This is a genomic window from Glutamicibacter sp. (genome assembly GCF_035257265.1).
GTDB lineage: Bacteria > Actinomycetota > Actinomycetes > Actinomycetales > Micrococcaceae > Glutamicibacter.
Window position 1 is genome coordinate 1 of record NZ_DATEXC010000061.1, and the last position, 22,412, is coordinate 22,412.

Annotated in this window: 22 protein-coding genes; 8 read left to right on the top strand and 14 right to left on the bottom strand. The window is 55.2% G+C overall.

The features are described from left to right. The first annotated feature begins 1,879 nt into the window (after nucleotides 1–1,879). Nucleotides 1,880–2,083: a hypothetical protein gene (locus VJ369_RS17070; protein ID WP_324093192.1), complete on the top strand. Its 204-nt coding sequence runs from the start codon at nucleotides 1,880–1,882 to the stop codon at nucleotides 2,081–2,083. Nucleotides 2,084–2,390: 307 nt separating this feature from the next. After that, nucleotides 2,391–2,561 (top strand): hypothetical protein, encoded by a 171-nt coding sequence (locus VJ369_RS17075; RefSeq protein WP_324093193.1) that lies wholly within the window; start codon nucleotides 2,391–2,393, stop codon nucleotides 2,559–2,561. Between the two features lie 90 nt (nucleotides 2,562–2,651). Here the strand turns inward: VJ369_RS17075 and VJ369_RS17080 are convergent, their stop codons facing one another. From VJ369_RS17080 to VJ369_RS17100, 5 genes are all read right to left on the bottom strand, one after another. Next, complete coding sequence (locus VJ369_RS17080) at nucleotides 2,652–3,092, bottom strand: hypothetical protein (protein ID WP_324093194.1); 441 nt, start codon at nucleotides 3,090–3,092, stop codon at nucleotides 2,652–2,654. Nucleotides 3,093–4,060: 968 nt separating this feature from the next. Next, a complete protein-coding gene (locus tag VJ369_RS17085; RefSeq protein ID WP_324093195.1) occupies nucleotides 4,061–4,240 on the bottom strand; it encodes a hypothetical protein in 180 nt (59 codons plus the stop codon). Nucleotides 4,241–4,304: 64 nt separating this feature from the next. After that, on the bottom strand, nucleotides 4,305–4,841 hold the full coding sequence (locus VJ369_RS17090; protein ID WP_324093196.1) for a hypothetical protein: 537 nt from the start codon (nucleotides 4,839–4,841) through the stop codon (nucleotides 4,305–4,307). 123 nt (nucleotides 4,842–4,964) lie between these two features. Then, entirely contained in the window at nucleotides 4,965–5,696 is a 732-nt protein-coding gene (locus VJ369_RS17095) for an NAD(P)H-binding protein (RefSeq protein ID WP_324093197.1), read from the bottom strand. After that, on the bottom strand, nucleotides 5,668–6,711 hold the full coding sequence (locus VJ369_RS17100) for an NAD(P)-dependent alcohol dehydrogenase (protein WP_324093198.1): 1,044 nt from the start codon (nucleotides 6,709–6,711) through the stop codon (nucleotides 5,668–5,670). The genes VJ369_RS17095 and VJ369_RS17100 overlap by 29 nt, the downstream gene beginning before the upstream one ends. 349 nt (nucleotides 6,712–7,060) lie before the next feature. Here VJ369_RS17100 and VJ369_RS17105 point away from each other — a divergent pair, with 349 nt between their 5' ends. Continuing rightward, on the top strand, nucleotides 7,061–8,281 hold the full coding sequence (locus VJ369_RS17105; RefSeq protein ID WP_324093199.1) for an MFS transporter: 1,221 nt from the start codon (nucleotides 7,061–7,063) through the stop codon (nucleotides 8,279–8,281). A 134-nt stretch (nucleotides 8,282–8,415) separates the two neighbouring features. Further along, the gene (locus VJ369_RS17110) at nucleotides 8,416–9,291 is read left to right on the top strand and encodes a helix-turn-helix transcriptional regulator (RefSeq protein WP_324093200.1); all 876 of its coding nucleotides are present in this window, start codon (nucleotides 8,416–8,418) and stop codon (nucleotides 9,289–9,291) included. 951 nt (nucleotides 9,292–10,242) lie between these two features. Here VJ369_RS17110 and VJ369_RS17115 read toward each other — a convergent pair. Together VJ369_RS17115 and VJ369_RS17120 are read right to left on the bottom strand one after the other, a co-directional pair. Further along, entirely contained in the window at nucleotides 10,243–10,881 is a 639-nt protein-coding gene (locus VJ369_RS17115) for a LysE family translocator (RefSeq protein ID WP_324093201.1), read from the bottom strand. 154 nt (nucleotides 10,882–11,035) lie between these two features. Beyond that, a complete protein-coding gene (locus VJ369_RS17120) occupies nucleotides 11,036–11,338 on the bottom strand; it encodes a hypothetical protein (protein ID WP_324093202.1) in 303 nt (100 codons plus the stop codon). 420 nt (nucleotides 11,339–11,758) lie between these two features. Between VJ369_RS17120 and VJ369_RS17125 the strand changes: the two genes are divergently transcribed. Beyond that, nucleotides 11,759–12,322 (top strand): hypothetical protein, encoded by a 564-nt coding sequence (locus VJ369_RS17125; RefSeq protein WP_324093203.1) that lies wholly within the window; start codon nucleotides 11,759–11,761, stop codon nucleotides 12,320–12,322. 222 nt (nucleotides 12,323–12,544) lie between these two features. Here VJ369_RS17125 and VJ369_RS17130 read toward each other — a convergent pair whose 3' ends face one another. The 3 genes from VJ369_RS17130 to VJ369_RS17140 all read right to left on the bottom strand — a co-directional run bounded on the left by VJ369_RS17130 (nucleotide 12,545) and on the right by VJ369_RS17140 (nucleotide 14,187). Continuing rightward, on the bottom strand, nucleotides 12,545–13,027 hold the full coding sequence (locus VJ369_RS17130; RefSeq protein ID WP_324093204.1) for a hypothetical protein: 483 nt from the start codon (nucleotides 13,025–13,027) through the stop codon (nucleotides 12,545–12,547). 199 nt (nucleotides 13,028–13,226) lie between these two features. Further along, the gene (locus VJ369_RS17135) at nucleotides 13,227–13,760 is read right to left on the bottom strand and encodes a hypothetical protein (protein ID WP_324093205.1); all 534 of its coding nucleotides are present in this window, start codon (nucleotides 13,758–13,760) and stop codon (nucleotides 13,227–13,229) included. Nucleotides 13,761–13,890: 130 nt separating this feature from the next. Next, complete coding sequence (locus VJ369_RS17140) at nucleotides 13,891–14,187, bottom strand: hypothetical protein (protein WP_324093206.1); 297 nt, start codon at nucleotides 14,185–14,187, stop codon at nucleotides 13,891–13,893. Nucleotides 14,188–14,337: 150 nt separating this feature from the next. On the opposite strand from VJ369_RS17140, the gene VJ369_RS17145 reads away from it, so the two are divergent. Both VJ369_RS17145 and VJ369_RS17150 read left to right on the top strand, forming a co-directional pair. Next, nucleotides 14,338–15,510, top strand: a complete 1,173-nt coding sequence (locus VJ369_RS17145; RefSeq protein ID WP_324093207.1) for a hypothetical protein — start codon at nucleotides 14,338–14,340, stop codon at nucleotides 15,508–15,510. 384 nt (nucleotides 15,511–15,894) lie between these two features. After that, nucleotides 15,895–16,314, top strand: coding sequence for a hypothetical protein (locus tag VJ369_RS17150; protein ID WP_324093208.1), 420 nt, complete (start codon nucleotides 15,895–15,897; stop codon nucleotides 16,312–16,314). A gap of 84 nt (nucleotides 16,315–16,398) precedes the next feature. Here the strand turns inward: VJ369_RS17150 and VJ369_RS19230 are convergent, their stop codons facing one another. Beyond that, nucleotides 16,399–16,701, bottom strand: coding sequence for a 4-fold beta flower protein (locus VJ369_RS19230; protein WP_333615313.1), 303 nt, complete (start codon nucleotides 16,699–16,701; stop codon nucleotides 16,399–16,401). Between the two features lie 73 nt (nucleotides 16,702–16,774). Continuing rightward, nucleotides 16,775–17,320 carry a hypothetical protein gene (locus tag VJ369_RS17155; RefSeq protein WP_324093209.1) on the bottom strand — a complete coding sequence of 182 codons (546 nt, stop codon included), beginning with the start codon at nucleotides 17,318–17,320 and terminating at the stop codon, nucleotides 16,775–16,777. Between the two features lie 550 nt (nucleotides 17,321–17,870). Between VJ369_RS17155 and VJ369_RS17160 the strand changes: the two genes are divergently transcribed. Then, nucleotides 17,871–18,320 (top strand): recombinase family protein, encoded by a 450-nt coding sequence (locus tag VJ369_RS17160; RefSeq protein ID WP_324093210.1) that lies wholly within the window; start codon nucleotides 17,871–17,873, stop codon nucleotides 18,318–18,320. A 618-nt stretch (nucleotides 18,321–18,938) separates the two neighbouring features. On the opposite strand, the gene VJ369_RS17165 is transcribed toward VJ369_RS17160, so the two are convergent. Both VJ369_RS17165 and VJ369_RS17170 read right to left on the bottom strand, forming a co-directional pair. Continuing rightward, complete coding sequence (locus VJ369_RS17165) at nucleotides 18,939–20,183, bottom strand: AI-2E family transporter (protein WP_324093211.1); 1,245 nt, start codon at nucleotides 20,181–20,183, stop codon at nucleotides 18,939–18,941. Between the two features lie 578 nt (nucleotides 20,184–20,761). Further along, complete coding sequence (locus VJ369_RS17170; RefSeq protein WP_324093212.1) at nucleotides 20,762–22,276, bottom strand: PucR family transcriptional regulator; 1,515 nt, start codon at nucleotides 22,274–22,276, stop codon at nucleotides 20,762–20,764. Nucleotides 22,277–22,412 lie beyond the last annotated feature (136 nt).

The window sequence follows — 22,412 nt, forward strand, 5'->3', positions numbered from 1 at the left end:
CGCTGCATACACGGAAGGATATTCAGAGAGCCGGTCCACAACCATCGCTACGGCGCGGTCACGAACTTCGGCAGGATACTTCTTGGGCATGGTTTCTATCTTTCTCTCGAAAGACAGCGGCATCAAATCAGGGACGGTTCACTTCGCTTTTGAGACTCCTTCGAGCGGTACTCCCCTGCCTTCATTTCTGCCTCGTTTCGCTGTTTGCGCTTACGTTCCATCTCGCTTCTGTACTGAGTCGAACTCAAAATATCTCCTTGGAAAACACCTTGGGACTGAAAGTTTATGAGAATACAAAATTTGCATGCTCTCGGAATAAGCGTTTATTTAATGCACCTTATAAAAATATTAAAAGCTAAATACGAATAGTTGTACCGCAGCTGTCGCATCGGATGAGGCCGTGCTGGGTTACTTTCACACCCACAAAAGTGTGTCGGTAGTGTGGGCAGGTAAGAGTAGGAATTGACGGCATATTAACTGAATCCTTTGTCACGGCCGGATCGAGCGAAACGACCTATTCGTAGCCTATGTTGCACCACCGATATTTTAGATTCGATTCACCCCAGACAGCGAGACTGGGCCAATCCAGCCAAAATACATACAGTCGTGCTTTCGATGACCTGTTCCCTTGAAACCGCCCACCGAAATCCTGAAGTGTTATGCCATCCAGGATGACAAAAAATATCATTGAAACCCTCTGCAACTAACACTTTCTTCAGTAGCGGCTAAGCAGATCTTCTTCTTTTCAAGGAGCACTGGTGGCCGGATCCTCGCTCTGCCCCATAGCGTTTTCAAGACCTCACCCTCCATCTCTAGGATCTGTCATATATCTCGGTAAGAGGACCGTTTGCATAATCCGTAATCTAGAATAAATAATGGGTAAAGTGACACTTTCCGTATGTGCGTGTTTCTAAAAGTTCGATGTCACGTAAACGGCCGTTTACGTGACATCAAAATTTCAGAAAAACATACCACGATCCCAAACTGTCACTTATCCCGTTATTTATTCTAAGTTACTCAAACCATCACCAACCTCAAATAAGCGACAAAAATAATGGAACTCAATTCGGAAGGCGACGGGTCGCTAGGACGTAACTGCCAACTAACTTTGAAAATAATTCCGCTTGAGGCCTCGGCTAGCAGATCTAATTTTCAAGCCAGATAGAACGTGCATATGGCGACGGCCCCAACTCACAATGAGTTGGGGCCGTAGTCGTTCCAATGAAATAAGGGACGTACAAGTAACTTGGGGGATTACTGGCACGCTAACTGCCCACCTGATCCACTTGGGGATTGAATCAGATTCGCCCTACGCAGTGTTTCTCCACAGTAACAACCTTTAAAGGCATGTGCCAATAGCCAAATAGCCAATATTCGGCAACTTTTAGCACACTTCGTTGCGTGCTATTCCTCGGAAATACTTGCCTAAGTAATATAAGATTAATCTTCAAAAATGATCCCTATTCTGGGCGCTGAAGACCTAGGCTATACACAAGGTTCAACAGTGGGCCGATGCTGGCCATGGGGATTGGTCATCATCTAAGTGTTCCGCTATGGGGATCGTTGAACCGCCCACTGGCCTGCAAGACCCCCACTCGAACGGGTGGGGGTCAATTTGCCTTTAAATGGGCTTATAGGGAGCGGAGTTCCTGCTAAAGTTTGACACCGGAGCGGCGAGCTGTCCCTTAAGCATTGACCCTCGCCACTCCCTTCAACTTTCAAAGCGTTTGGTACTCTATGGCGTTCTTCATCCCCACGGATCCACAAGCAGCCAAAAGCTGGCAATCACCTCAGTGCTGATGACCCACTAAGACATTGCGCGTAGGGTCGATAAACAGCCTGAAAAAAATCATATGTCAAAACCAAGGAATTCACTGGCATGCCGGACAAGAACCTTCACCTTGCTCTCAGCAACACCCAAATCTCCGATCTGCTCAACGCTCTTGAAGACCACCACAAATATTTCTTGGACCAAGCCGACCACGCAACCCTGGGCTTTGGACTAGATGCCGCCTACTGGTCAACTCGCGCGCAGGAAGTCAACGAAGTACGACAGCTCATCCTACAAAGTGTTAAGACCTAACATCTTGTCACCATGGTCAAGAACCTCCGACCCACACCCCAAATTCCCTCTAGGCGATCTCACGATCTTGATTCTGCGAGTTACCTGAATATTTACTCCACCATCTGTCTTTGCTCCATACCCGCGGCATATTATCAAGTTGCGAACTCACAAAGCGCACACAACTGAATAACCTTTTCGCGAGGTCGAGCAAAGCGTTCCGGGGACACCCTGGGGCGCTTTCTCACATTCACCCACACTCACCGAGAATCCAAAGAAACAAAGCAGTATCACTAATATGGTTTCATCAACTCCAGAGGAAGAACCTATGAACTCCATCGACATCAATGCCACCGGGCAAACGTGGGACGTCAACCTCAACGGCTGGTTCCAAGGGAACTTCACTTCTCTCAATGACGCCTACGACACCGCTCACCAACTCAGTAGCGAGCGAGCCGACACCGAAATCGTGGTCCACGGCAACACCCCTTCCCCTTAGCCAAGAAGATCCTCTACTTGCGCACACGCTTCCACCAGAAAAAAGAGCGCCCGGCGAAACTGCCGGGCGCTCGCATCAACAAAGAAAAATCTAGACTCTCAGATGTTGCAGGTAGGCCGTCTGCTTTGCCACTGATCGAGGGGCAGATATAGGAACGGCATTCGCTACTGCACTGTGTTTCCAATACTGAACCCGGAATGTCACCATTGACTCATGTTTTACACGGTCAAAGAACGAGCCGGTTGTGGTGCCCGAGGACGTTGCGGCGACCACGTGCAGGAATGGGCACGGCATTGAGACATGCACAAAACGCAAATCTTCAGTTTCTACGTCTTCCATAGCGACCAGCACCGCACGACCATGGATCGACACCAACCCCATGACATCGTCAAGTGGCTCATTGGGCGTGGCCATCACCACCGGCATTCCTTGCACCCAGCCATATTCGCTGAGGTGGTCAAGTCCTTCGCGCGAACCAAGTAGTTCTGCGACGAGTTCGGCGATCTTGGATCTAACCATTCGACCGGGCATTTTTCTGTTCTCCACCTTGTTCGTAACTTTCCGAGTACTCCCCATGAGTCACGCTGCACTACCTTTCAGATCTGCTTCCAACGCATGTGCGCCGAAACGATATCCAGAAGTCGTACCAGTGTCTATTTTTTAACCTATACCGGAAAAGAGAACGAAGATAGGATCAATTGAGTGTTGTCCAATAAACATCTAGTCAACGGTAAGTTATACTCAGCGAATTTGGTCGTCATGTCACCAGTCGAATGCTAGCTCAAACTGTGAAATCAAAACAGAAAAAATGAAGCGACTAGAAGGCAACTGCGACACTATTCTGTGACGGCGTGAAGCAATATAATTGCTCGATGTGATGATTGGTCGGCTGAACGCGTCGAAACCCCCAAGTATCCAATCCGTTCAGCCGACAGAGCCGCAGATCCTGAACGCGGCCGAGGCAAGCCGTTGCTAACGGATAGACAAGGAAAATACGGTCTCTTAGATGCGGTGTATGGGACCGTACTCTCCTACGGATCTTGCTTGAACTAAGTATGCGACAGAGTACGGCATTTATCGTCATGAAATCCGGTAATTAATTTTTCATTATTTCCCTACAAGATTTCCCTGTGGTCCAACGATGCGGCTCCAACGATCTACCCGAGAAAGAATCTACGGCGCATATCTGGCCGTCCGCCCCGTGCAATTGGAAATCAGCGACCTGAACGATGCCGAAACAGTCTGCGGGCCGGGTAGACACGCCACAGCAGTGAATCCGCATATTCGTGGGAAACATCAAGAAAATTTATAGATATTCTCAACTAGGGGTGGCCCGTGAAAAAGTCTCATATCCGACGCTAAGCTCTCCCGACGCCCGATAACTGAGTACTGGGGTGGTCAAAAATCAGGCGCCAACGATACAGGCGTCCGGTAACGAGGGTTCACGAAGAGCCTTCGATGCATCGAACAGCAAGCGAATGGCGGGGAGAACTTTCACCTTAGAAGGGAGAGTCCCCATGGCTCATGCGGGCGGCGTCTTGTGCCTGGCGTTCGAGGATTGGATGCTGCGCGGCTTCTTTTTGGCTTTTGAAGGCTTCGCGTTCGGTCGGGTCACGCTGGAGCTTGGGTCGTTCATTATCTGCTGTGGTGAGTCGCCAGCATGTGAGAGGGTTGGCCATCCATCTGCGCATGCATCCGGCGTTTCTAGTGGATGATGCGCCGTTGTGGGGCCATTTGGTGCCGTCAGGAATGGCGTCCAGGGCGTGGAATGGGCGGGTGGACTGGTGGAAGGCATCGCAGCGCATGCCGCGCGGGCAAATGACCCGTATGGGCGTTTAAGTGTGACAGGTCCAGGCCAAGATCAGCCACAACCTCAGGAACGCCGTGGCGACGTTTGAGCTGGTCCTTGGCCAGGACCGGGAAACCACCTAGTCCATCCGGTCCAAGGAATCCGTCGCCGCCTAGGTGAGGCTTGTAGTCCGTCGAGTTGCGTTCCCACCCCAGCGTCCCGGAGGGGTCGAGGGAAAAGTAGTGCATGGGTGCCTTCGGTGCCGCAACAGTAGTCGCCCTCGGGATGGGTGCGGTATCTTCTCTCGGATCCGGCTTGCGGTGGTGGGTGAAGCTGTCTTCGCTGCTCCTGCGTCCGCTGAGCCAGCCCTTTGTGCTTGGCGTAGTGGCGGTGGGGGCCCACGAACAACCCTGTAGTACTCTCTGAGCTGCCATGCCCACCGAAGTGGGCAGATAGTCGCCGACGATCTTTCCGTCAAGTGAGGTATGCATGTGGCAGGCGATGCGGCTCCACGAAGGTCTTCCTTGAGGTTCTCGTGCCCATGGAGGGTGAAAAGTGGTTGCCGGAATGGCTCCGTTGTCAGGACCGGCCGGTCCTGACAACGGAGTGTGCGATCAGCGTCGGGGTCCGACGGAGTGTGCGACGTGGGTGAGGGCCTCCGCGATGGGCGTCTGCCCGTCGGTGACTTCCACGATCGTGCGGGTGAGCTCTGGATGGTGCAGTGCCTCGCGAATGAACTGGGCGAGGTTCTCGCGGCGGATGGGTTCTTCGCGTAGCGCCAAGCCTGCGCAGATGAGTCCGTCGCCGGCGCCGTCGAGGAGGTGTCCGGGCCGGACAATGATCCAGTCCAGGCCTGTGCCGGTCAGGTGGATTTCTGCACCGCGCTTGACCTTGATGTAGTGCTCGAATCCATCGCCGTACCCGCTGGCACGCTCGGAGTCGGCGAACGCGGAGACCAGCACGAACTTGGTTGCCCCGGCCTTTGCGGCTGCGGCTGCGGCCTTTTCGACGCCTTTGCCGTCGATCAGGGTGGTCTGGTCCTTGCCGGTGCCGTGTGCGCCGGCCGAATAAACCACCGCGTCGTGCCCGGCGAGCTTCGCAGCGAGTTCCTCGATGGTGTCTTCGATGATGTCCCCGATGACTGGGGTCGCACCGGACTGGGCGACGGCGTCGTGCTGTTCCGGGTTGCGGTGCATGCCGGTGGCCGTGTCGCCGTGCGCGACGAGGGTGGCGGCGAGCCGCCGTCCCACTCCTCCGGCTGCGCCGATCAGAAATACCTTCATGGCAGCTCCTTGGTTTCTTGTGTCGTTCCGGTGTTTAGGCGAAGGTCTTCGCGTCAATGACAAAGCGGTAGCGTACGTCCGAGGACAGCACCCGCTCGTAGGCCTCATTGATGTAGGCGGCATTGATCTGCTCGGTCTCGGGCAGGATGTTGTGCTCGGCGCAGAAGTCAAGCATTTCCTGCGTAACCGGGATGCCGCCGTTGGCTGAGCCAGCGATGCTGCGTCGGTTGGCGATGAGGGAGATCGCATCGACGGCGACCGGCTCTGAGGGGGCACCGAGGATCACCAGGGTGCCGTCCACGGCGAGCAGGTTTACGTACTGGTTGTAGTCCAGTTGTGCCGAGACGGTGTTCAGGATCAGGTCAAATTCGCCGGCAAGCTTCTCGAAGGTGGCCGGTTCATTCGTGGCGTAGTAGTGGTCCGCGCCGAGCTTGAGCCCGTCTTCTTGCTTGGCCAGGGTGCGGGAGAGCACCGTCACCTCGGCGCCAAGGGCGTGGGCGAGTTTCACCCCGACGTGGCCGAGCCCTCCCATGCCCACGATCGCGACCTTGGTGCCTGGTCCGGCTTTCCAGTGCTTGAGCGGAGAGAACAGGGTGACCCCTGCACACAGCAGCGGTGCCACCTTGGCAAGGTCGAGGGACTCGGGGACTTTGAGCACGAAGCGTTCGTTGACGACGATCGCCTGCGAGTAGCCGCCCTGGGTGATCGTGCCATCGGCATCAACTCCCGCATAGGTCTGGGTGTTGCCCTTGAGGCAGTAGACTTCTTCGCCCTTGGCACACTGCTCACACTCACCGCAGGAGCCGGACTGGCAACCCACGCCTACCCGGTCACCGACCTGGTGCGTGGTGACGGCGGATCCAACTTCGGCGACGTGGCCGACGATCTCGTGTCCCACCACCTGCGGGTAAGCGATCGGGCCCCATTCGCCGCGGACCGTGTGAATGTCCGAATGGCAGACGCCCGCATAGGCGATGTCGATGAGTACATCGTGCGGGCCGACCTCGCGGCGCTCGATCGTCGCCGGCTCCAGGGGGTCGGTCGCGGAAACAGCGGCGTAGGCATTCACCGTGCGCATGGATTCTCCTTCACTAAGAGGTTTGGACGGCACTGCGGTGCCTCCCTAGCCAGTATTCATTCCCGCGCCCCGTGCGTGGGAGTGTCTGGCAGGTCCCCCCGACCCAATATCTCTTTGGTGCGGCACACGCGTCCTCTGGATGCAGGGGAAGGATCTGGACCAGTTCACGTTCCTGCTCGGGGCTCTGGGGCTTGGGCATCCGAGGGGGTCTGTTGGGTCCTCCCAGGCCGGGGACATTTGAGGTGCAATGGTGTGAGGTCCACGTGCTCCCGTGCCCGTCGCGCATTTTTTGAGCGGGTCGGGTATGACGCCGCTTCCACCACTCCGAGAGAAAGAACCTTTCCTAGCCATGACTTCACCCACCGCCTCGCGTGGTTCCCGCAAAAGTGCGGCACTGTTTTTCATCACGCTGGGCCTCTTCGGCCTCTACCTGATCGAGTTCGGTGTGGTCGGCATCCTGCCGACAATCATGAACCGCTTCGATATCACCATCCTGGAATCCAGCTGGCTGCTGGGCTCCTTCGCCTTGATCGTGGCTGTCTGCGGGCCCTTCCTCGTGCTCATTGTCGGGCGTTTCGACCGCCGATTGCTCTTGGCACTCTCATTGTTGGTGTTCGGACTGGTCAGCGTGGCTTCGGCGTTCGCGCCCTCCTTTGCTGTGCTGCTGGCCATCCGCATCCCCGGTGCGCTGCTGCACGCGGTGTTCTTCTCCGTCGCGTTCACGACCGTGCGCGCGCTCTTCCCGCCCGAAAAAGCCGCCCGGGCGACCGCGATCGCCTTCGTCGGCACTACCATGGGCATGGTCCTCGGGGTGCCGCTGACGGCCTGGGTCGCGGCAACGCTGTCCTATGAGTCGGCATTCCACCTCGCCGGGATCGCCAACATTCTGGCCGCCCTGGGCGTGTGGCTCGTGGTGCCACGTTCGGAGTCCCGCCAGCGCGCCAGCCTGGGAGACACCGTCAGCGTGCTGAAGAAACCGGCCCTGTGGCTGGCCCTGGTCCAGGCGGTGGCTGTATTCGGGGCCATGCTTTCCGTCTATGGCTTCGCCGCGGAATACCTGGGCAGCGTTTCGGGCCTCGATGGGCAGCGCATCAGTATCATCCTGGTCATTTTCGGCCTGGGCGGGATCATCGGCAACCTTGCGGCCGGTAAGTTCCTGGACCACTGGCTTTTGAGCACCGCCTTGCTCTACCCCGTGGCGCTGTCCGCCGCCTATCTGGTCCTGCACCTGTTCGGTTCGTCATCGTTCGCAGCCCTTTTCCCGGTCGCCCTGATCTGGGGCATCGGCCATGCGGCGGGCCAGGTCGTCAGCCAGGTTTGGACTGTTTCTTCCGCCCCCGGCGCCCCGGAGTTTGTCACCAGCCTGTTCGCATCCGCCGGCAACTTCGGCGTGCTCGCCGGTAGCACCATCGGTGCAACATTCATCACCGCAGCAGGAATGCAGGGAGCCATCTACAGTGGTTGGATGTTCGCCGCCCTCGCCCTAGTTCTGGTCTTGATCTCCCGGCTGCGCCCTTTCCGGGACTCGACCCAGGACCGGATTTCGGAGCAGTCGAAGGTCACTGCATGACCCCGCCCGCGGCTGGTTGCAGGTACGCAAAACCCAGTGCGCCACGCCAACTAAACCCAACACCAGCCAACCCATGAACAAGGCATCGGCACGAGGCGCTCGCTCTGTGCATCATGGCAGCATATTCTGGAGGTATGAGTGTGAAAGATGACGTACGAGATTTCTTGATCTCGCGGCGCGCGCAGATCACCCCCGAGCAAGCGGGAATATCCTGGGGCGGAGAAGATCGCCGGGTGCCTGGTCTGCGCCGCGAGGAAGTCGCCGTGCTGGCCGGGGTCAGTACCGATTACTACACACGCCTGGAACGCGGCAATCTCGGCAGCGCTTCGGACAGCGTGCTCAACGCCCTGGCCCGCGCACTCCAACTCACAGACGCCGAACGGGAACATCTGTTCGCACTTGCCCGCACCACCGGGTCCCGAGCCCACCCGGACGATCATCAACCGGCAACGCCTTTGGTTGTTCGCCCCTCGGTGCAACGGGTACTGGATGGCATGCACATGCCGGCCATCGTCTACAACGCCCGGCAGGACCTCCTGGCAACAAATTTGCTCGGCCGAGCCATGTTCGACCAGCTCTTCGAACATGAACAACCCAATCTTGCACGGTTCATGTTCATCGACCCCAGGGCCCGGGACTTCTACGAAGACTGGGAGCTGGCGTGCTGCTACACCGCCGCCATGTTGCGGCTGGAAGCCGGACGCGATCCCCTGAACCCTGACTTGACCGCCCTGATCGGTGAACTATCCACCCGCAGTCCCCGCTTCCGACAGGACTGGGCCGACCAGCACGTCCACGAACACCAAACCGGGCACAAGACCTTCCGCCACCCCGTAGTAGGCGAGCTCGGACTCAACTATGACGTGTTCGAGTTCCCCGGCGAACCGAAACTGTGGATCACCACCTACACCGCGGAGGAAAACAGCCCATCGGCGGAAAAGCTGCTCCTCCTGGCCAGTTGGGATGCTTGCCGTGAACCCGGCATCGAACCCCGTGCCGAAACACCGTGACAGGGACTGGAACTGCCCGATGTTGCGTGTCGCATTGTCGGGGGGATAAGTTGTTGAGTCATGAACCGATCAGGGAATTTGCGTTGTAGGTCATAGTATTAGGCGATCGGCGGCAAGAATTTCTTGACGACAACGGAGTTCAAGACCAACGAGCCCCGACCAGATTTCGAGGGCTGCGACTGAGCTCTCCAGCGCATAGGAGGAAAACTAGTTTCCATCCACCAGGCAGCAACACTGACGACAATTTAGATAGCTGAATCCTTCGACGTAGCCCGCCTTACCATCTGCAGCGCCCTCCAATGCGCAGACTACAGCCCATAGATTTATAGCGTGAATTTCTTTAGGGATGCTCCTCAGAGCCCTATCCCACCTCTAGTCCCGTGGATCAGCACCTCCGACGAACCAGGATATCTCGGCCCAACCACGATGCCTTGGTGCTTATCCGTCGATTTCCTTCTGCGGAAGCAACGGCCATGTCGGTCTACGTTGTGGTTCGTATGGGGATTCGGGAAGGCTCGTCGCACGCGAACCCGGCTACCATTTGAAAACGAGGTTGCCTCAAACACCTACAGTTTTTGAGACACTGCGCGAGGGGTAAATCTGTCATTTCCTTTCATGGTGACTGCACTGGATATCCATAGTGCTCTGATCGGCGTAATCGTGACTATCGGATTGATTGGCGCGGGTGTCTTGACGAGAAAGAAAAGGCGAGACTGGCCAGTTCGCTTGCACTTTTATAAATCTGTTGGCTGGGCTTGGCAGAGCGGTCTGGCAACAAAGTTCGGTGTTCGCAGTGGAACGCTTTGCAGGACGAATGACGGATAAATGAATGCCACAGGCCACCACAACTCACGACATCACCAAATCGCTGAAACGGAGTATCTGCCTAGACTGAGCGGATAGGCCCGAAATGGCTTATGAACCGTTTGGGCCACGTCGTCTGGTAGCAAGCTAGCTTTTGCTACCAGTGAGCGCCAGCGCCCCTCCGAGGCCGATCATCGCCACGCCGCCGCCGGCACTCATTTGTGAGAGGCGTTTGGGGTTACGGGCGAACCATTTTCGTGCTGTGCCTGCCATGAGCGCCCACACGCTGTCACTGGCCATTCCAATTGCAAAGAAGATCACCCCGAGCGTTGCCATCTGCAGCGGAATAGTTCCGGTTTCATAGCTGACGAATTGCGGGAGCACAGCGACAAAGAACACAATGGTTTTTGGGTTGGATACTCCGACAAAGAATCCTTCTCGGATGATGCGGAACGATGACGGCTGAACTCGTTGCGAGGTAGTGGTATCGACGTGATCGTTGCGGTGGCGGATCGCCTGCACTCCCAGGTATGCCAGATAGCCAGCTCCCAAGAACTTGATAGCGATAAAGACGACTACGGATTCGGCGACAATGGCACCGACGCCAAGTGACACCAGGGCTACTGCAGGAAGGGCGCCGAGCGCGTTCCCCAGCACGCTGAGAAAACCACCCTTGCGACCTAAGGAAAGGGACCGGCCGATGACAAAAAGCACGCTCGGGCCGGGAATGAGGATGAGGGCGAAGGCGGCGAGGGCGAAGGCCCAGGCATTGGCCGCAGGTAGCATGTGGACTCCAACTCATTAGGTGTTGATGCGTCGAATCTATCGCAAATCCAATCGCAATAGGAGCCACCCTCATTCGTCTACAGAGGAACGCTTAGTGACCATCTTAATGGCATGGAACGCGTGTTGTTCTCCGTATTCTGTAGTCCGTGCCTGATTACTGGCGAAAATAAGGGTCAGTGGCAGAAGGAGAGCCCGCCCCTGTTGGTTCCCACCCATGAAGCCGAGCCATGCCAATTCCACCTTCATAGCTGTACTCGACCCAAATCACGGCATAGCACCCGTGGCGGTTGGCTTCTGCCCAGGCGAGGACATCGACAACGCTTTCTGCGTTCTCAAGGCGGTTCTCATAGCTGGCGCAATTTTCGTCCCAGAAATCCACCCGATACACGGGATCTGGATTCTCCTGACTGACATATCGAGGATCAACGAGAGTTACCTTGATATTTTCTGCAATCATGCTCACAATCTATCCCGTTCGAGGGGCATCATGCAGAACTTCTCGACGCGTTCCGCAAGCTGCTCCTCTAGAGAAGCGGCTGTAAGCCGAACCCTCTACTGGAAATTCGTATCCGTGCACAAACGCATAGTTTGAAAACACTCCAACATGCACCGGAGATTCTCAACCGGAAGTCTGAAATTCCTGCTTTTTCGTCCGATAAGACAGAGCAGCTAACAATGCGGCTGCGACATCCGAATAATCCACGCGATCGAAGTAGAACTCATCTTTCATGAGTGTCATTTTCCTACGGCAACCGGCTTATGCGCCGTCGGAAACCGTTTTTAGAAGATGAGTAGACTACGTGTCCAGATCCCAGCTAGGTGACTTACACATGTACGCTTTGGATCATTTAGTACATGAATACTTGAAGGGTTCAAAATGTCCGATTCTGATTTCTCACTACTGGTCGAACTCGTTGGTTTATTGCGTGAAGCTGACGAGCGCCCTGGCATTAAGGCCACGGTGGAAATCAAGGGTAGTGGCCACGCTAAGTTCAAAACCTATATCGTTGAAGCTCGCGTCGAAGAATCGAGCTACCGGACAGTGCGAAACGATGACTGGTCGAAATTCGAGATCGTATACCAGGCAGATACACACCAAACTCTAATTATTGAGGCCAACGATTCGCCTATCATCCGAGATGGTGAGTGGAGAATCCCAGTAGCCACGCCCGAACTAGCTATGTTTCGTCCGCTCGATTTGCCCATTTGGGGCGGTCCCACAGACACACACAAAATAATCTCAGTTGCACGAGGCAACGAAAACGAATTCAACTTAGAAATAACGATGATTGGTCCAGATGGTGATAGCGACGGAACATATGAGGTGGTGGTTGACAGCCAGCTTTGCTACGTCACTCGAATGACATGGAATTACAAAAATTACACTGTCAAGAATCTTGAAATCGTGAGAAAATCCGATACTTTGCTAATCGAAATGTAACGATTTTGAATCATTTCCTCAGTGTCCAAAGCCGTCTGCGCTTCTGCCCACAGTCGTCAACATTCGGGTTGCAGAGCGTAGCGGGTAGCCTGGTTTGGCGGTTTAATTTCAGCAGTAAATGGCGGTTTTGTCCGCCCGTAAGCCGAACCCTCTGTGGGACAGCTCGAAATAAACGCCGGTGTCGCTCTACTTCATGATCCGTTCCCTGTGGTGGAGCGAGGATTAGCCAGTGATCGCTTCCGCAACTAGCTTGGCGTCCTGGAGGTTGGCCAATACGCACTGGTAGCGGTGGCCATTTGAATCCGAGAAGGTCACGGCGGCTGATCCGCCCATGTTTAGTCTCGTGAGGGAGCCGTGTTCATGCGTCGTGACGGGCCAGTTCACCAAGCCAAGGTTCATGCCGTTATCCGGTGCAACCGAAACTTCATGCACGTCCTGTTGTGGCACGACCCGCTTCCATGCAGGACCGGTAAGAATGACCGCTCCATCATCAACGGCCACCGTGATCCGTGCCAGCCTCCAGCACCACACGGCGGCAAAGATCAGTGCAACAGCGACTAAATAGAATCCCCAAAGCGATTCGATGACAGCAACCACGGCGATAATAACCGCAAGGCTTGCAAAGATTAGGGAACCGCTCCAACGCTGCCAACCGGGCAAGCGTTCTGCGAATCTGAGACTTTCAGTCTCTGTTGGGGGTGTCATTGCGCTTCTCTCCTGATGGTTGGCGGCGATTTGGTAGCCACCAGTCTCACAAGAAGAACCCTATCGTTGCGTGCTGACTTGGCCCAAAGCGCTGACGCAGAACGCGGAGTAGTGCCGTAGCGGGGCATCTGGTGGTCACCGGCCAGGATAATCCCGTGGGAGGAACGCGCTACGGGACAGGGTTTTGCAATATCAGCTGCTAGATTGCTTCTCGGAGCGCTGGATCGCGTTTGTCGATAAAGCGCAGTATGCCAATTAAGGCCAGTTGCGCAATGATGAAGCACAGCGCCATCAAGACAGGACCGATGACAAAGACGGATGTTAGCCTTTCCCCGATGATCCAGATCACGAATAGGGCCAGCAGGACTCCTGCAACGGCTGCTCCTGCTCCAGCGGCTACCGCTTGGTCATTCCCCGATCGCGCTGGTTGCTTCTTATCTTGGAGGACCAGGCCAATGAACGAACCAGTGGCAGCAATTAGGGCAAGGAACATTCCACAAAGGATGCCGTAAAGGACGGGTATGAGGAAATAGCCCGTTGGACCTCCCCATCCGTTGTAAGCCTGAGTGTCGAGAGAAGTTTCGATGATGTCCGGGTCGCCAGCGCTTGCGATGAGGTCGGGCAGTACAAGAAGCCCGCCGCCGAGGGCGCCCATGACGGCTCCCGCCAGCAGGGCCAATATGAGCATTGGGGTGGCTAGCTTTGAGGGTCTTTGCGCAGGGATATGGGGCATGGGCATAGCCTAGTTCTCTGGTTCCGGATTTTCGAGTCTGGCTAGCGCTAAGACATGACAGCCCCGTCCAAGACCGGGAACCTTGACTGGAACACAAACGTCGGGGCAGGGAAAACAGAACGGTTACCTGTCAGGACGGCATCATGTCGTCATCTATTTCGAATACATAGAAGCCGTTGTTGAAAAACCAAGCAAGAGACACTCCCGGATTATTCAATCTTCCCTGCCACCCAGGGAGACCGATAAAAGTTGTTTCCATTCCCAAGGCGTGCACGCGTGTTGCTGCTTCATCGAGAATGATGGAATCTTTCACCTCCGGCTTGTTGTCCGTGATCTCCCACAGGTGGCATACGACTATATACATCCCTGCGGTGTTATTGACGACGTCAGAGTAATCCACAAGATCGAAATAGAATCCATCATTCATGGTGCCATTCTCTATGAAGATCAAGGATCAACGCGACAACGTCAATGATCGCTTCGGTTCTCATTTACGGAACCTCCTGCGGGCGCAAATCCGGCCGGCAACGGCGCGTGGCGAGTTTGATCGGTCTGTTTCCCGGGAGAGGATGTCTCCATGGCCCTGACTCCTGAGAACTATCTTTTCCCCTATCTCCGAATATCCGAGACCGTCGTCTGCGGCGCCTGGACATTGAAACAGGTCGAAGTAAAGCGTCTTCGCCGGCAAGACAACCCCCGAACAGTAGCCCTCATCCGGATTATGGAGAGGCATCTGGACCCTAAGGGGAAGGCCATCCAAACGGCCGTGGTTGCCACCCGAACTGGCCCGGACTGGGCCAACGAAGAAGCACGACGAATTGAGGTCGATGCCTTTCACTCGGCCGTGTCTTTTGCAGTTCTGAATGCGAACGCGGATGAGCGGTACCGAATTCCGTGGGAGTCAAGTCTTGTGGAGCTGGCGACAGCCGAAACCGCCATCATTTCTGTGACTCCGGCGACTGCCGTCCACGGGGACGCGTACTTGCTGCGCGGCGGGCCCATCAGTAACCAAAAGGTCGGCGGGGCTACTGGACATATGAAGTTCCCAGCCCCAGAAGGACTGATTTCGACTCCCACCATGACGCTGGACGGACCCCTTCTCGAGGCGGCGTTCAGCAACGCTATGGCCGCGACATCTTCAGAGGAATCTGAAGCCAACCGGACTGAGCGGGAAATCCACGCGGCCATCCACTGGTATTCCAGGGCATGGGAAAACTCGCCGCTCCACACGATGACCGACGTCCTGGTCCAACTGAAGACATCGCTGGAAGCATTGTCAGGAAGCAGCAACAGTGAGAAGGGCGTGAAAGTGCTTGGGACCCTCTACGCCGAGGCCGCGCTCCGTCCTGGTGTCGATGAATTGCTTTGGGAATGTGAAGATTCCCAGTACGAACGCACTGACCAGCGGGGCCGCATTCGGAACGTTCCAGCCTTCGAGCACTGGTTCTGGAATTTCGTTGAGACGAGAAATCGGATTGTCCACGACACCCTGGATCCAGAAATGGACTACGTGCTGGAAGGATCACCCTTCGCTGGGAACATCTTCAGGGTTGCAGACCGCGTGTGCCGTGAACTCATCCGGGTTAGCCTGTCCCGAAGAGGCAGCGTTGACCTGCTCATAAGCAAGTCAACGCTTCGCATCAAGACATTGCTCGAGGAGGCCGGGGCGATAGACGTGTCGGCCGACGGGTCTTTGCCTGTCCAGCCTGCCATCGAGGATTACGACGCATTGCCCGCACCCACCGAATAGCCACTGGCAGGCGCATGGGGAGCTTGAGGACCACCTGCAGCATTGCCCGACGCAAACACCTCATGCAGACGACCCAGGAAATGAGACCGCACATCCATTGGCGCCACAATGGGCCTCGGCAGGGAACGCAAAGCGAATGCGGGGACATGCTCTACCTCGACGGGCAGAAGATCATCGACATCTAGCGTGCGCACCGCATACATCAATTCGAAAAGACCGGTATGTGGCCGGAGGAAGTCGGAGCCTGACGAGCGGTGAGGAAATTTTCGCTAAGAGTTTCAATCCTGGCCAGAACGCTATTGTTCTGAACGGAATCCCTCCCTTATTAGGAACCCCAAGTCAGACGATTCGCTGCCTGAAAGGATCACGCCTTACTATCTACCCATGAGCGATGTAACGGTGGTCATCCGCCCTACTAGACGGTCCGAGATTCGACATCTGCCGTATGAGGGCAAGGGCGCTGGCTATTCGATCCTGGGTGAAATGTTCAACGCATCACGCAGGGGCCAGGTGGAGTACAACGGTGGGGTATGGTCCGTGTCGCGGTCTCACACGAAAGCGGTCATTCTCGGGCTGGCTGAGCGCTACGGGCGGGTCAAGGTCATCCAGCACGGTGGCGTAGACAAGTGCGTCGAGCAGTGTTGGGACCGCGGCAAGCCTGAGAATGCATGGCTATGTGAATGCGCCTGCGCAGGCAGGAATCACGGATCCGGTGAGCCATACGCGCATACGGTCGGGGGCAACGGACCGGGCGGGTCGCTCTCGGTTCAAGCCAGTGAGCCTCGAGAATTTTACGTGCCATAATGGGCTCCGTCCAGACACTCCGGACCTCTAGCCTGGACCGCCGGAGGAGGTGGATGCAATGGCGAATGCCCCGTTGTCTAACGGCTAAAGGAGTTTGTCGAATACATCCGGGTAGGGACAACCCTGGTTACCCCGGTTTCCGGGATTCCCAGGGTTGCCAGGATTCCCGGGATTCCCGGGGTTCCCGGGATTGCCGATGTTACCGAAGCTGCCCTGATGTTTGTCCACCACTTGGTCCTTGTAGAGCTCTCCGACGTACTGACCACTAAGGCGGTGCACATGGGTTCCGTTGAGTTGGCCAATGGCCTTTCCTGTGAGTGCATGAACAAATCGACCTCTTATGAAACCGACTGCTTTTCCCGAAGTGGCATAGATGTAGTTAGTCATGAACAGATTCTAAACGTCACCTGCGACATCTATTGGCGATCTGCAGGGCTCCAAAACGGCAGTATGGAAGTCTCTAGCCTTGGAAGGCAGCGGCCATGCCTGTCCCCAGCGCTTCAACGGCTGCTGATGCCCAATCGAAGGCACCCTCACCGGCGCCTTCGACAGCACCCTCCGCGGCGCGGGTGAGTAAGGGGGCAAGTAGGCCTTTGACGTATGTAACGGACCGCTTGATGATTCCCTGATCCGGTTCGTCCTTGACGACCTCCGTTAGGATCTCGCTTCCAGCCTTCTCCACTTCTTCGATGTCGCTGATTTCAAGGCCAGAGGAACGGATTTCCTTGAGTATGCTTACGACAGCCTGACTGAGTGGTTCGAAGCCAGCCGTGATGTTTCCAGAAGCAACCGTGTTCGTCTGATTTACAGTCTGGTTGTCCCAGGCAATCTGTGCGTGGTCACCTTGAACGTTGATGACCGGGCCGTTGTACGTGGGGCCAGCCACCTGGAGGCCGGGACTTTCCGCATTCACCGGAACGTTGATTGGGTACTTATCAAACTCACGCTGGATGCCCTTCATCATCTTGTTGATCTCTGACTTGTTGATCTTAAAACCGCTGGCCATGACGCCTCCTCATGAGCTGATAATCCCTCCCCATTCTCTCAGTGGTTGAAGAACAATTCGAATCGGGTGCGGTGGAGGATCAGTATGCAAATCTAGGGCACCTGATCCACATCGATTGGTTCCACCCCGTGTAGCCGGCACATGCCGATCCCTCTCATAGTTGTACTCGACCCAGATCACTGCCTGCCGGCTATTCCTGTTGGTTTCAGCCCACGACCGGACATCGTCAACGCACGCTGCATTCTCGAGCCTGTGTTCGCTAGTGTCACGGTTCTTATTCCAGAAATCCACGCGGTACACCGGAGTGAGAACTTCTACGCTGACATAGCGCGGATCCACGAGAGATACCATCATATTTTCTGCAGCCATCGACCCAATCTATCCAGTCAGTCGTGGATCATCCAGCAATCCTCGCCGTCCCGTAAGCCCGTCCTCAACCGGACACGCCGGCTGCTGATCTGCTGCTTTGCCAATGGTGACCTATGAAGTGTCCGTATAGGGTGTACGGTGAACTGTCCGGTAACGGGCCTTTTGCGACACACTGAACTGCATGTCTAAACTCTTGGTCGGATATGCCTGCGTGTCCACCGAAGAGAAAGACCTCACCGCGCAGCGTGATGCCCTTGCGGCTCTTGGTGTTGAACCTGACCGCGTCTATGTTAACTTTGATTTTACCGGCAAAAACAAGAATCTCACGGGACTTCGCGAAGCCCTCGCCGCTTACCGAGCCCGAGATACTTTCGTCGTGACCAAGCTTGACCGTCTGGCCAGGTCCGTCCGAGGCGCCCACACGATTGCCGAGGACCTCGCCAGACGGAAATCAAACTCAACATCGGTGGTTCGGTCCATGCCCCGTCGACCCCTGGGCAAACTGCTGTTCAATCTCTTGGCGATGATCGCCGTGTCCGAAGCCGACCTGATCAGCATGCCCACCCGCGAAGGCATGGAAGTCGGCAAGGCCAAGGGCCGGCTCCGGGAAAGCAGCCAAAACTCAGCGTGAAGCATTAAGCCCACATCATCGAACTGCGCGACGCAGGCAAACACACCATGACCGAGATGATCGAGCTTTTCTCCATCAGCCTATTCACCATCTACCGGGCCGTTGAACGCGGACAACGCAGGGCAGCCGAACCACTACGCTCCTGAGAAATGCGCAGTCGACCTCCTGGCGGTGTCCACCCAACACCAAAGCAGCATCAGCATCAGCATCGACACACCCTAAACGTGAATTTCCGTACCGATCCTCCTCTGACCCCGTTCCTGCGAAACAGTGCGCTTCGGCTCTCGGGCGGCGCCCGATGATCTAGACATCATTGAGGCTATTGAGGCTATTGAGGCTATTGAAGCTAATGTGCTGGGCTAGGGCCGTGCCGTCCTGAGTCCGTTGGCTTCCCAAGGTGTCCCGCATGTCGACTCTGATTCTGGCACGGGGCAGCATTGGTGCAAATTTCTAGTATGTGTTCAGTTCTCTCAGCGCGTGACAGCACTGGACAGCTGTTCATTTGCTGTCCCGCCCCCTAACGACACCACGTACGAGAGCTTTTTTGATTCGTCCACGTGCGCAGGAAAATGCGAGGTGATGACGGTTCGCCGTCAAAACCACCCGTCTCCGTCAACGTTATTGGTCCTCGCTCGAAGCGGGTGTAGAGCTCGGCGATGCTTCCACCTCTGGCGCATTTGCGATTTCATCTTGCATCTTCTCTACCGCGGTGACACCGTCACGTTCAGCCCACACCTTGGTAATGGCCCATCCAACCGCAGTCAAAGGAACAGCAAGTACCGCGCCTACGATTCCCCCTAAAGCTGTGCCGATAGCCAGTGCCAGCAAGACAACTAAAGCATGCAATTTCAAAGTATGAGCCATAACGACTGGTTGAAGAAAATGACCTTCCAATTGGTTCACAACGATCACGGCGGCGAGCACGATGAGCGCGCTCACTGGACCGTTAGTTACCAAAGCCACCAGTACAGCCAGAGCTCCGACCACTGTAGCGCCCACGATGGGAATGAAGGATCCAAAAAAGACAAGCACGCCCAAAGGCAAAGCAAGGGGTATACGTAAGATCAGGAGTACCGCGACAATGCCGACCGTATCGACAGCGGCTACGATTGCCGTCCCACGAATGTATCCACCAAATGTGTGTAGAGCTTGTTCGCCCGAGGCAATCCACTTATTTCGGTACCTTGTCGGAATCCAAGAAATAATGAAAGCCCAAATTCGGTCGCCATCCTTGAGAAAGAAGAAGAGGACCACCAGTATCAAGATGGTGCCGGTCAAAGTTTCACCGGCAGCCCCTAAGGTGTGGATAGCGTTGGAACCTAGTTGTGAACTGGATACCATTTTGCTTACCGATTGACCTGCGCTCTCGAGATCCTGTTGGCTTATCCCAAATGGAAGCCTTTCAACAAGCTGCTGACCTGCACCGCTCAACTGCGCGAATCCTTTTTGGGCTTGCCCCACCAATTCGTCCCATTGATTGATGACGGAATACACAAGGCCTGTTCCAATTCCGCCCAGAATGATCAGGGCGCCGAGAAAGACGGTCCAGGCAGTAAGCAGTGCTGATAAGTGTCGACGAAGTCTTGTCACGATCGGCCAGAGAGCACAAGCCAAAATTGTAGCGATCAAAATAGGGATGACTATTGTTGTCACCCGGAGCAATCCAAGCATTACGCATACGACTACTAGACCAATGAATAGAACCTGGAGGCCTCGGATCGCCATTCGACCCATCAAGTCTGTCCATAATTCCGTGATGTCTGGAGCATAATCCTGTTCGTAGGAATGAACTTCAACACGTGACTCATTGCCCTCAGATGGCGAACCGTGAGGGGACGCCCAGAGCTTCTTGAAATATGCCATTCCCATGACCTGCTCTCCGAATTTTCAGTATGATCACCATAGACCCACGCGCTCTAATTATCGAGACATACCAGGTTTCATGGAGCAATATCTTCAATTCTGGAGGGCTTACACGAAGGAATTGAAAGTGTGGAACGCGGGAGCTTCTCGGCCTATACTCCACATTAAAAGCAGGAGCGCGCAGTTTTCGATTGCATTTCGCTGACCTCGGCAAGGAATTTTTCCCAGTGCATCCTAGCCTTGATGCTGGACGTGCTGAACGAAGTTATTCGGGTCTTGAGTGGTAAGTCAGGGTCTTCATTCGCTGAAATGGTTTAGGCCTAATCCCCAAAGTGATCCCTCTAGAGTTCAGGCCACCACTCGCATAACCGCGGTTGATCGAGTCTGGATAGCCTACGTGCGTCACCCCATTAACGAAGCAAACCGACGGATGGAATTGTACGGAAACCTGAGGGCACCTTCGAGACTTAGCGCTAGCCAACTATTGGGCTCTGCAAGTAGACAGCCTGGTTCTGAATCAGCCTGTTAAGTCTGAATTTACAGAAATGATCCCGTGACGACTTTTTGCCGAAGCCTTTTCATTTTCGTTCTAGGCGTTCTTCAAGGCCCATTGCTTCCAAGACTTGGACGGCCATCCAGAGCTGAGCGACGGATGAGGATTCGGCCAAATCCAGCCCGGTGAGTTCGCTGATCTTCCGCACGCGATAAATCACCGTCTGACGATGGACAAAGAGCAAAGAAGCGACCTTTTGCGGTGAACGTTGGTTTTGTAAATAGGCCTTCAGCGTAGTGAGAAATTCAGTCTGGTGGGTCAAATCGTGTTCAATCAGCGCACCCAGTATGCGTTGGACTAACACTTCGCCGTCTTTATAGTTGGTCAGGCCGAACCAGGCATCCTCCGCCGAATAGGTCATGTACCTTACGTCCCTAGAAATCGCCTGCCCGAGCGCCCAAAGTGATTCACGTACACCTCGCTGAATCTCGGAGCTTTCTACCGTAGAACTTATTCCTATCGGCAGTTTTTCGTCTAAGACATGCAAAAGCAAAGTAGTGGTGCATTGCTCAGAAATCAGCAGGTGGAGCTTCCCTTCACCGATCATGCAAATGCTATTGACTTCATGTCTCCACAGAGCCCTATGCACTTCTGGCAGGTCCGACTCAGCCTTATCCGGAACTGTCACCACGCGCATAGGGCCGGAAGGGATTCCGTATTCCTCTAGACGACGTGTGGCATCGTCGGTTCCGATCCGTCCGTCGAAGGCCTGCACCAAAAATTCTCCACCCGAACGGTACAGACTCTCCAATAAAAGCGCGGACCGGGAGAGCCCCAAACCCACGATCGTCGCCACATGAAGAAGAATCACTCCATCGGGTTTGGTATCGGACTGAGGGGCCACCACGAGTAAAGCGTGAGGATGGGTAGGGATCTCCATTAACAAGATGGATTCGCTTCCCGTCCCACTCCACAAAAAATGCTTGTTTTCTGCAGACACCTCAGCATGCGCCCTACGAACACGAGCTATAAGGTCCTCAGGCAGGGAAGGATCACCCGATTGCCAGGGGTGAAGGCATCGACTATCAACCACGTAAAGGTTCGCTTTCACCTCCTTACTGATCCCCTCAATGAGCTGCGTCCACGTTTCGCCGGGTGTCGTTGCTTTGCGCAATAAGTCGTAAATCCTTGCCGTCTGCTTGATCCTCCTGGACTCCTCCAGCAGATTCGCCTCCGCGATCGAACGAGAAATTGCCATGAATGGTAAGGGATAAGGAACTGAGATGAGGGGAAGAGGAAGACTGTTGCAAGAGTCCAAGAATTCAGGCGAGAAATCTGGGGCGTGCATCTTCTCCCCCACCGCCAGAGCCACTGCACCTGCTTGTACCAGCGATTGTGCCAATTTAACCTGCAAACCTGGATCGGCAGGGATTGAGAGTCCGTTAGTCATCAATAGCACACCTGGAGAAACCCATTCCCAGACATTGGGTAAATCGGAGGTATGAGACCAAGCGACGGTTCGATCGATCCCTTCCCAGCCAGCTAACAAGCTAAGACCTAGCTGGGGTTCCGATAGCAATTCGGCAATATTTATAGCCATGTTCTATATGCCCTTTCGTGCTCTTGCCGATTGACGAACCGTCCGCTGATCTCAAGCCATTCAACGCTGTTCCTCATACAAATGTCTAGACATAAACAGCTATCATCGACGAAAGTTTATTGATCACGTGATCCCA

Coding starts and splice junctions, on each gene's coding strand:
- VJ369_RS17070 (WP_324093192.1), top strand. CDS start 1,880: ATGCCGGACAAGAACCTTCACCTTGCTCTCAGCAACACCCAAATCTCC.
- VJ369_RS17075 (WP_324093193.1), top strand. CDS start 2,391: ATGAACTCCATCGACATCAATGCCACCGGGCAAACGTGGGACGTCAAC.
- VJ369_RS17080 (WP_324093194.1), bottom strand. CDS start 3,092: ATGCCCGGTCGAATGGTTAGATCCAAGATCGCCGAACTCGTCGCAGAA.
- VJ369_RS17085 (WP_324093195.1), bottom strand. CDS start 4,240: ATGGCCAACCCTCTCACATGCTGGCGACTCACCACAGCAGATAATGAA.
- VJ369_RS17090 (WP_324093196.1), bottom strand. CDS start 4,841: ATGCATACCTCACTTGACGGAAAGATCGTCGGCGACTATCTGCCCACT.
- VJ369_RS17100 (WP_324093198.1), bottom strand. CDS start 6,711: ATGCGCACGGTGAATGCCTACGCCGCTGTTTCCGCGACCGACCCCCTG.
- VJ369_RS17105 (WP_324093199.1), top strand. CDS start 7,061: ATGACTTCACCCACCGCCTCGCGTGGTTCCCGCAAAAGTGCGGCACTG.
- VJ369_RS17110 (WP_324093200.1), top strand. CDS start 8,416: ATGAGTGTGAAAGATGACGTACGAGATTTCTTGATCTCGCGGCGCGCG.
- VJ369_RS17115 (WP_324093201.1), bottom strand. CDS start 10,881: ATGCTACCTGCGGCCAATGCCTGGGCCTTCGCCCTCGCCGCCTTCGCC.
- VJ369_RS17120 (WP_324093202.1), bottom strand. CDS start 11,338: ATGATTGCAGAAAATATCAAGGTAACTCTCGTTGATCCTCGATATGTC.
- VJ369_RS17125 (WP_324093203.1), top strand. CDS start 11,759: ATGTCCGATTCTGATTTCTCACTACTGGTCGAACTCGTTGGTTTATTG.
- VJ369_RS17130 (WP_324093204.1), bottom strand. CDS start 13,027: ATGACACCCCCAACAGAGACTGAAAGTCTCAGATTCGCAGAACGCTTG.
- VJ369_RS17135 (WP_324093205.1), bottom strand. CDS start 13,760: ATGCCCCATATCCCTGCGCAAAGACCCTCAAAGCTAGCCACCCCAATG.
- VJ369_RS17140 (WP_324093206.1), bottom strand. CDS start 14,187: ATGAATGATGGATTCTATTTCGATCTTGTGGATTACTCTGACGTCGTC.
- VJ369_RS17145 (WP_324093207.1), top strand. CDS start 14,338: ATGGCCCTGACTCCTGAGAACTATCTTTTCCCCTATCTCCGAATATCC.
- VJ369_RS17150 (WP_324093208.1), top strand. CDS start 15,895: ATGAGCGATGTAACGGTGGTCATCCGCCCTACTAGACGGTCCGAGATT.
- VJ369_RS19230 (WP_333615313.1), bottom strand. CDS start 16,701: ATGACTAACTACATCTATGCCACTTCGGGAAAAGCAGTCGGTTTCATA.
- VJ369_RS17155 (WP_324093209.1), bottom strand. CDS start 17,320: ATGGCCAGCGGTTTTAAGATCAACAAGTCAGAGATCAACAAGATGATG.
- VJ369_RS17160 (WP_324093210.1), top strand. CDS start 17,871: ATGTCTAAACTCTTGGTCGGATATGCCTGCGTGTCCACCGAAGAGAAA.
- VJ369_RS17165 (WP_324093211.1), bottom strand. CDS start 20,183: ATGGCATATTTCAAGAAGCTCTGGGCGTCCCCTCACGGTTCGCCATCT.
- VJ369_RS17170 (WP_324093212.1), bottom strand. CDS start 22,276: ATGGCTATAAATATTGCCGAATTGCTATCGGAACCCCAGCTAGGTCTT.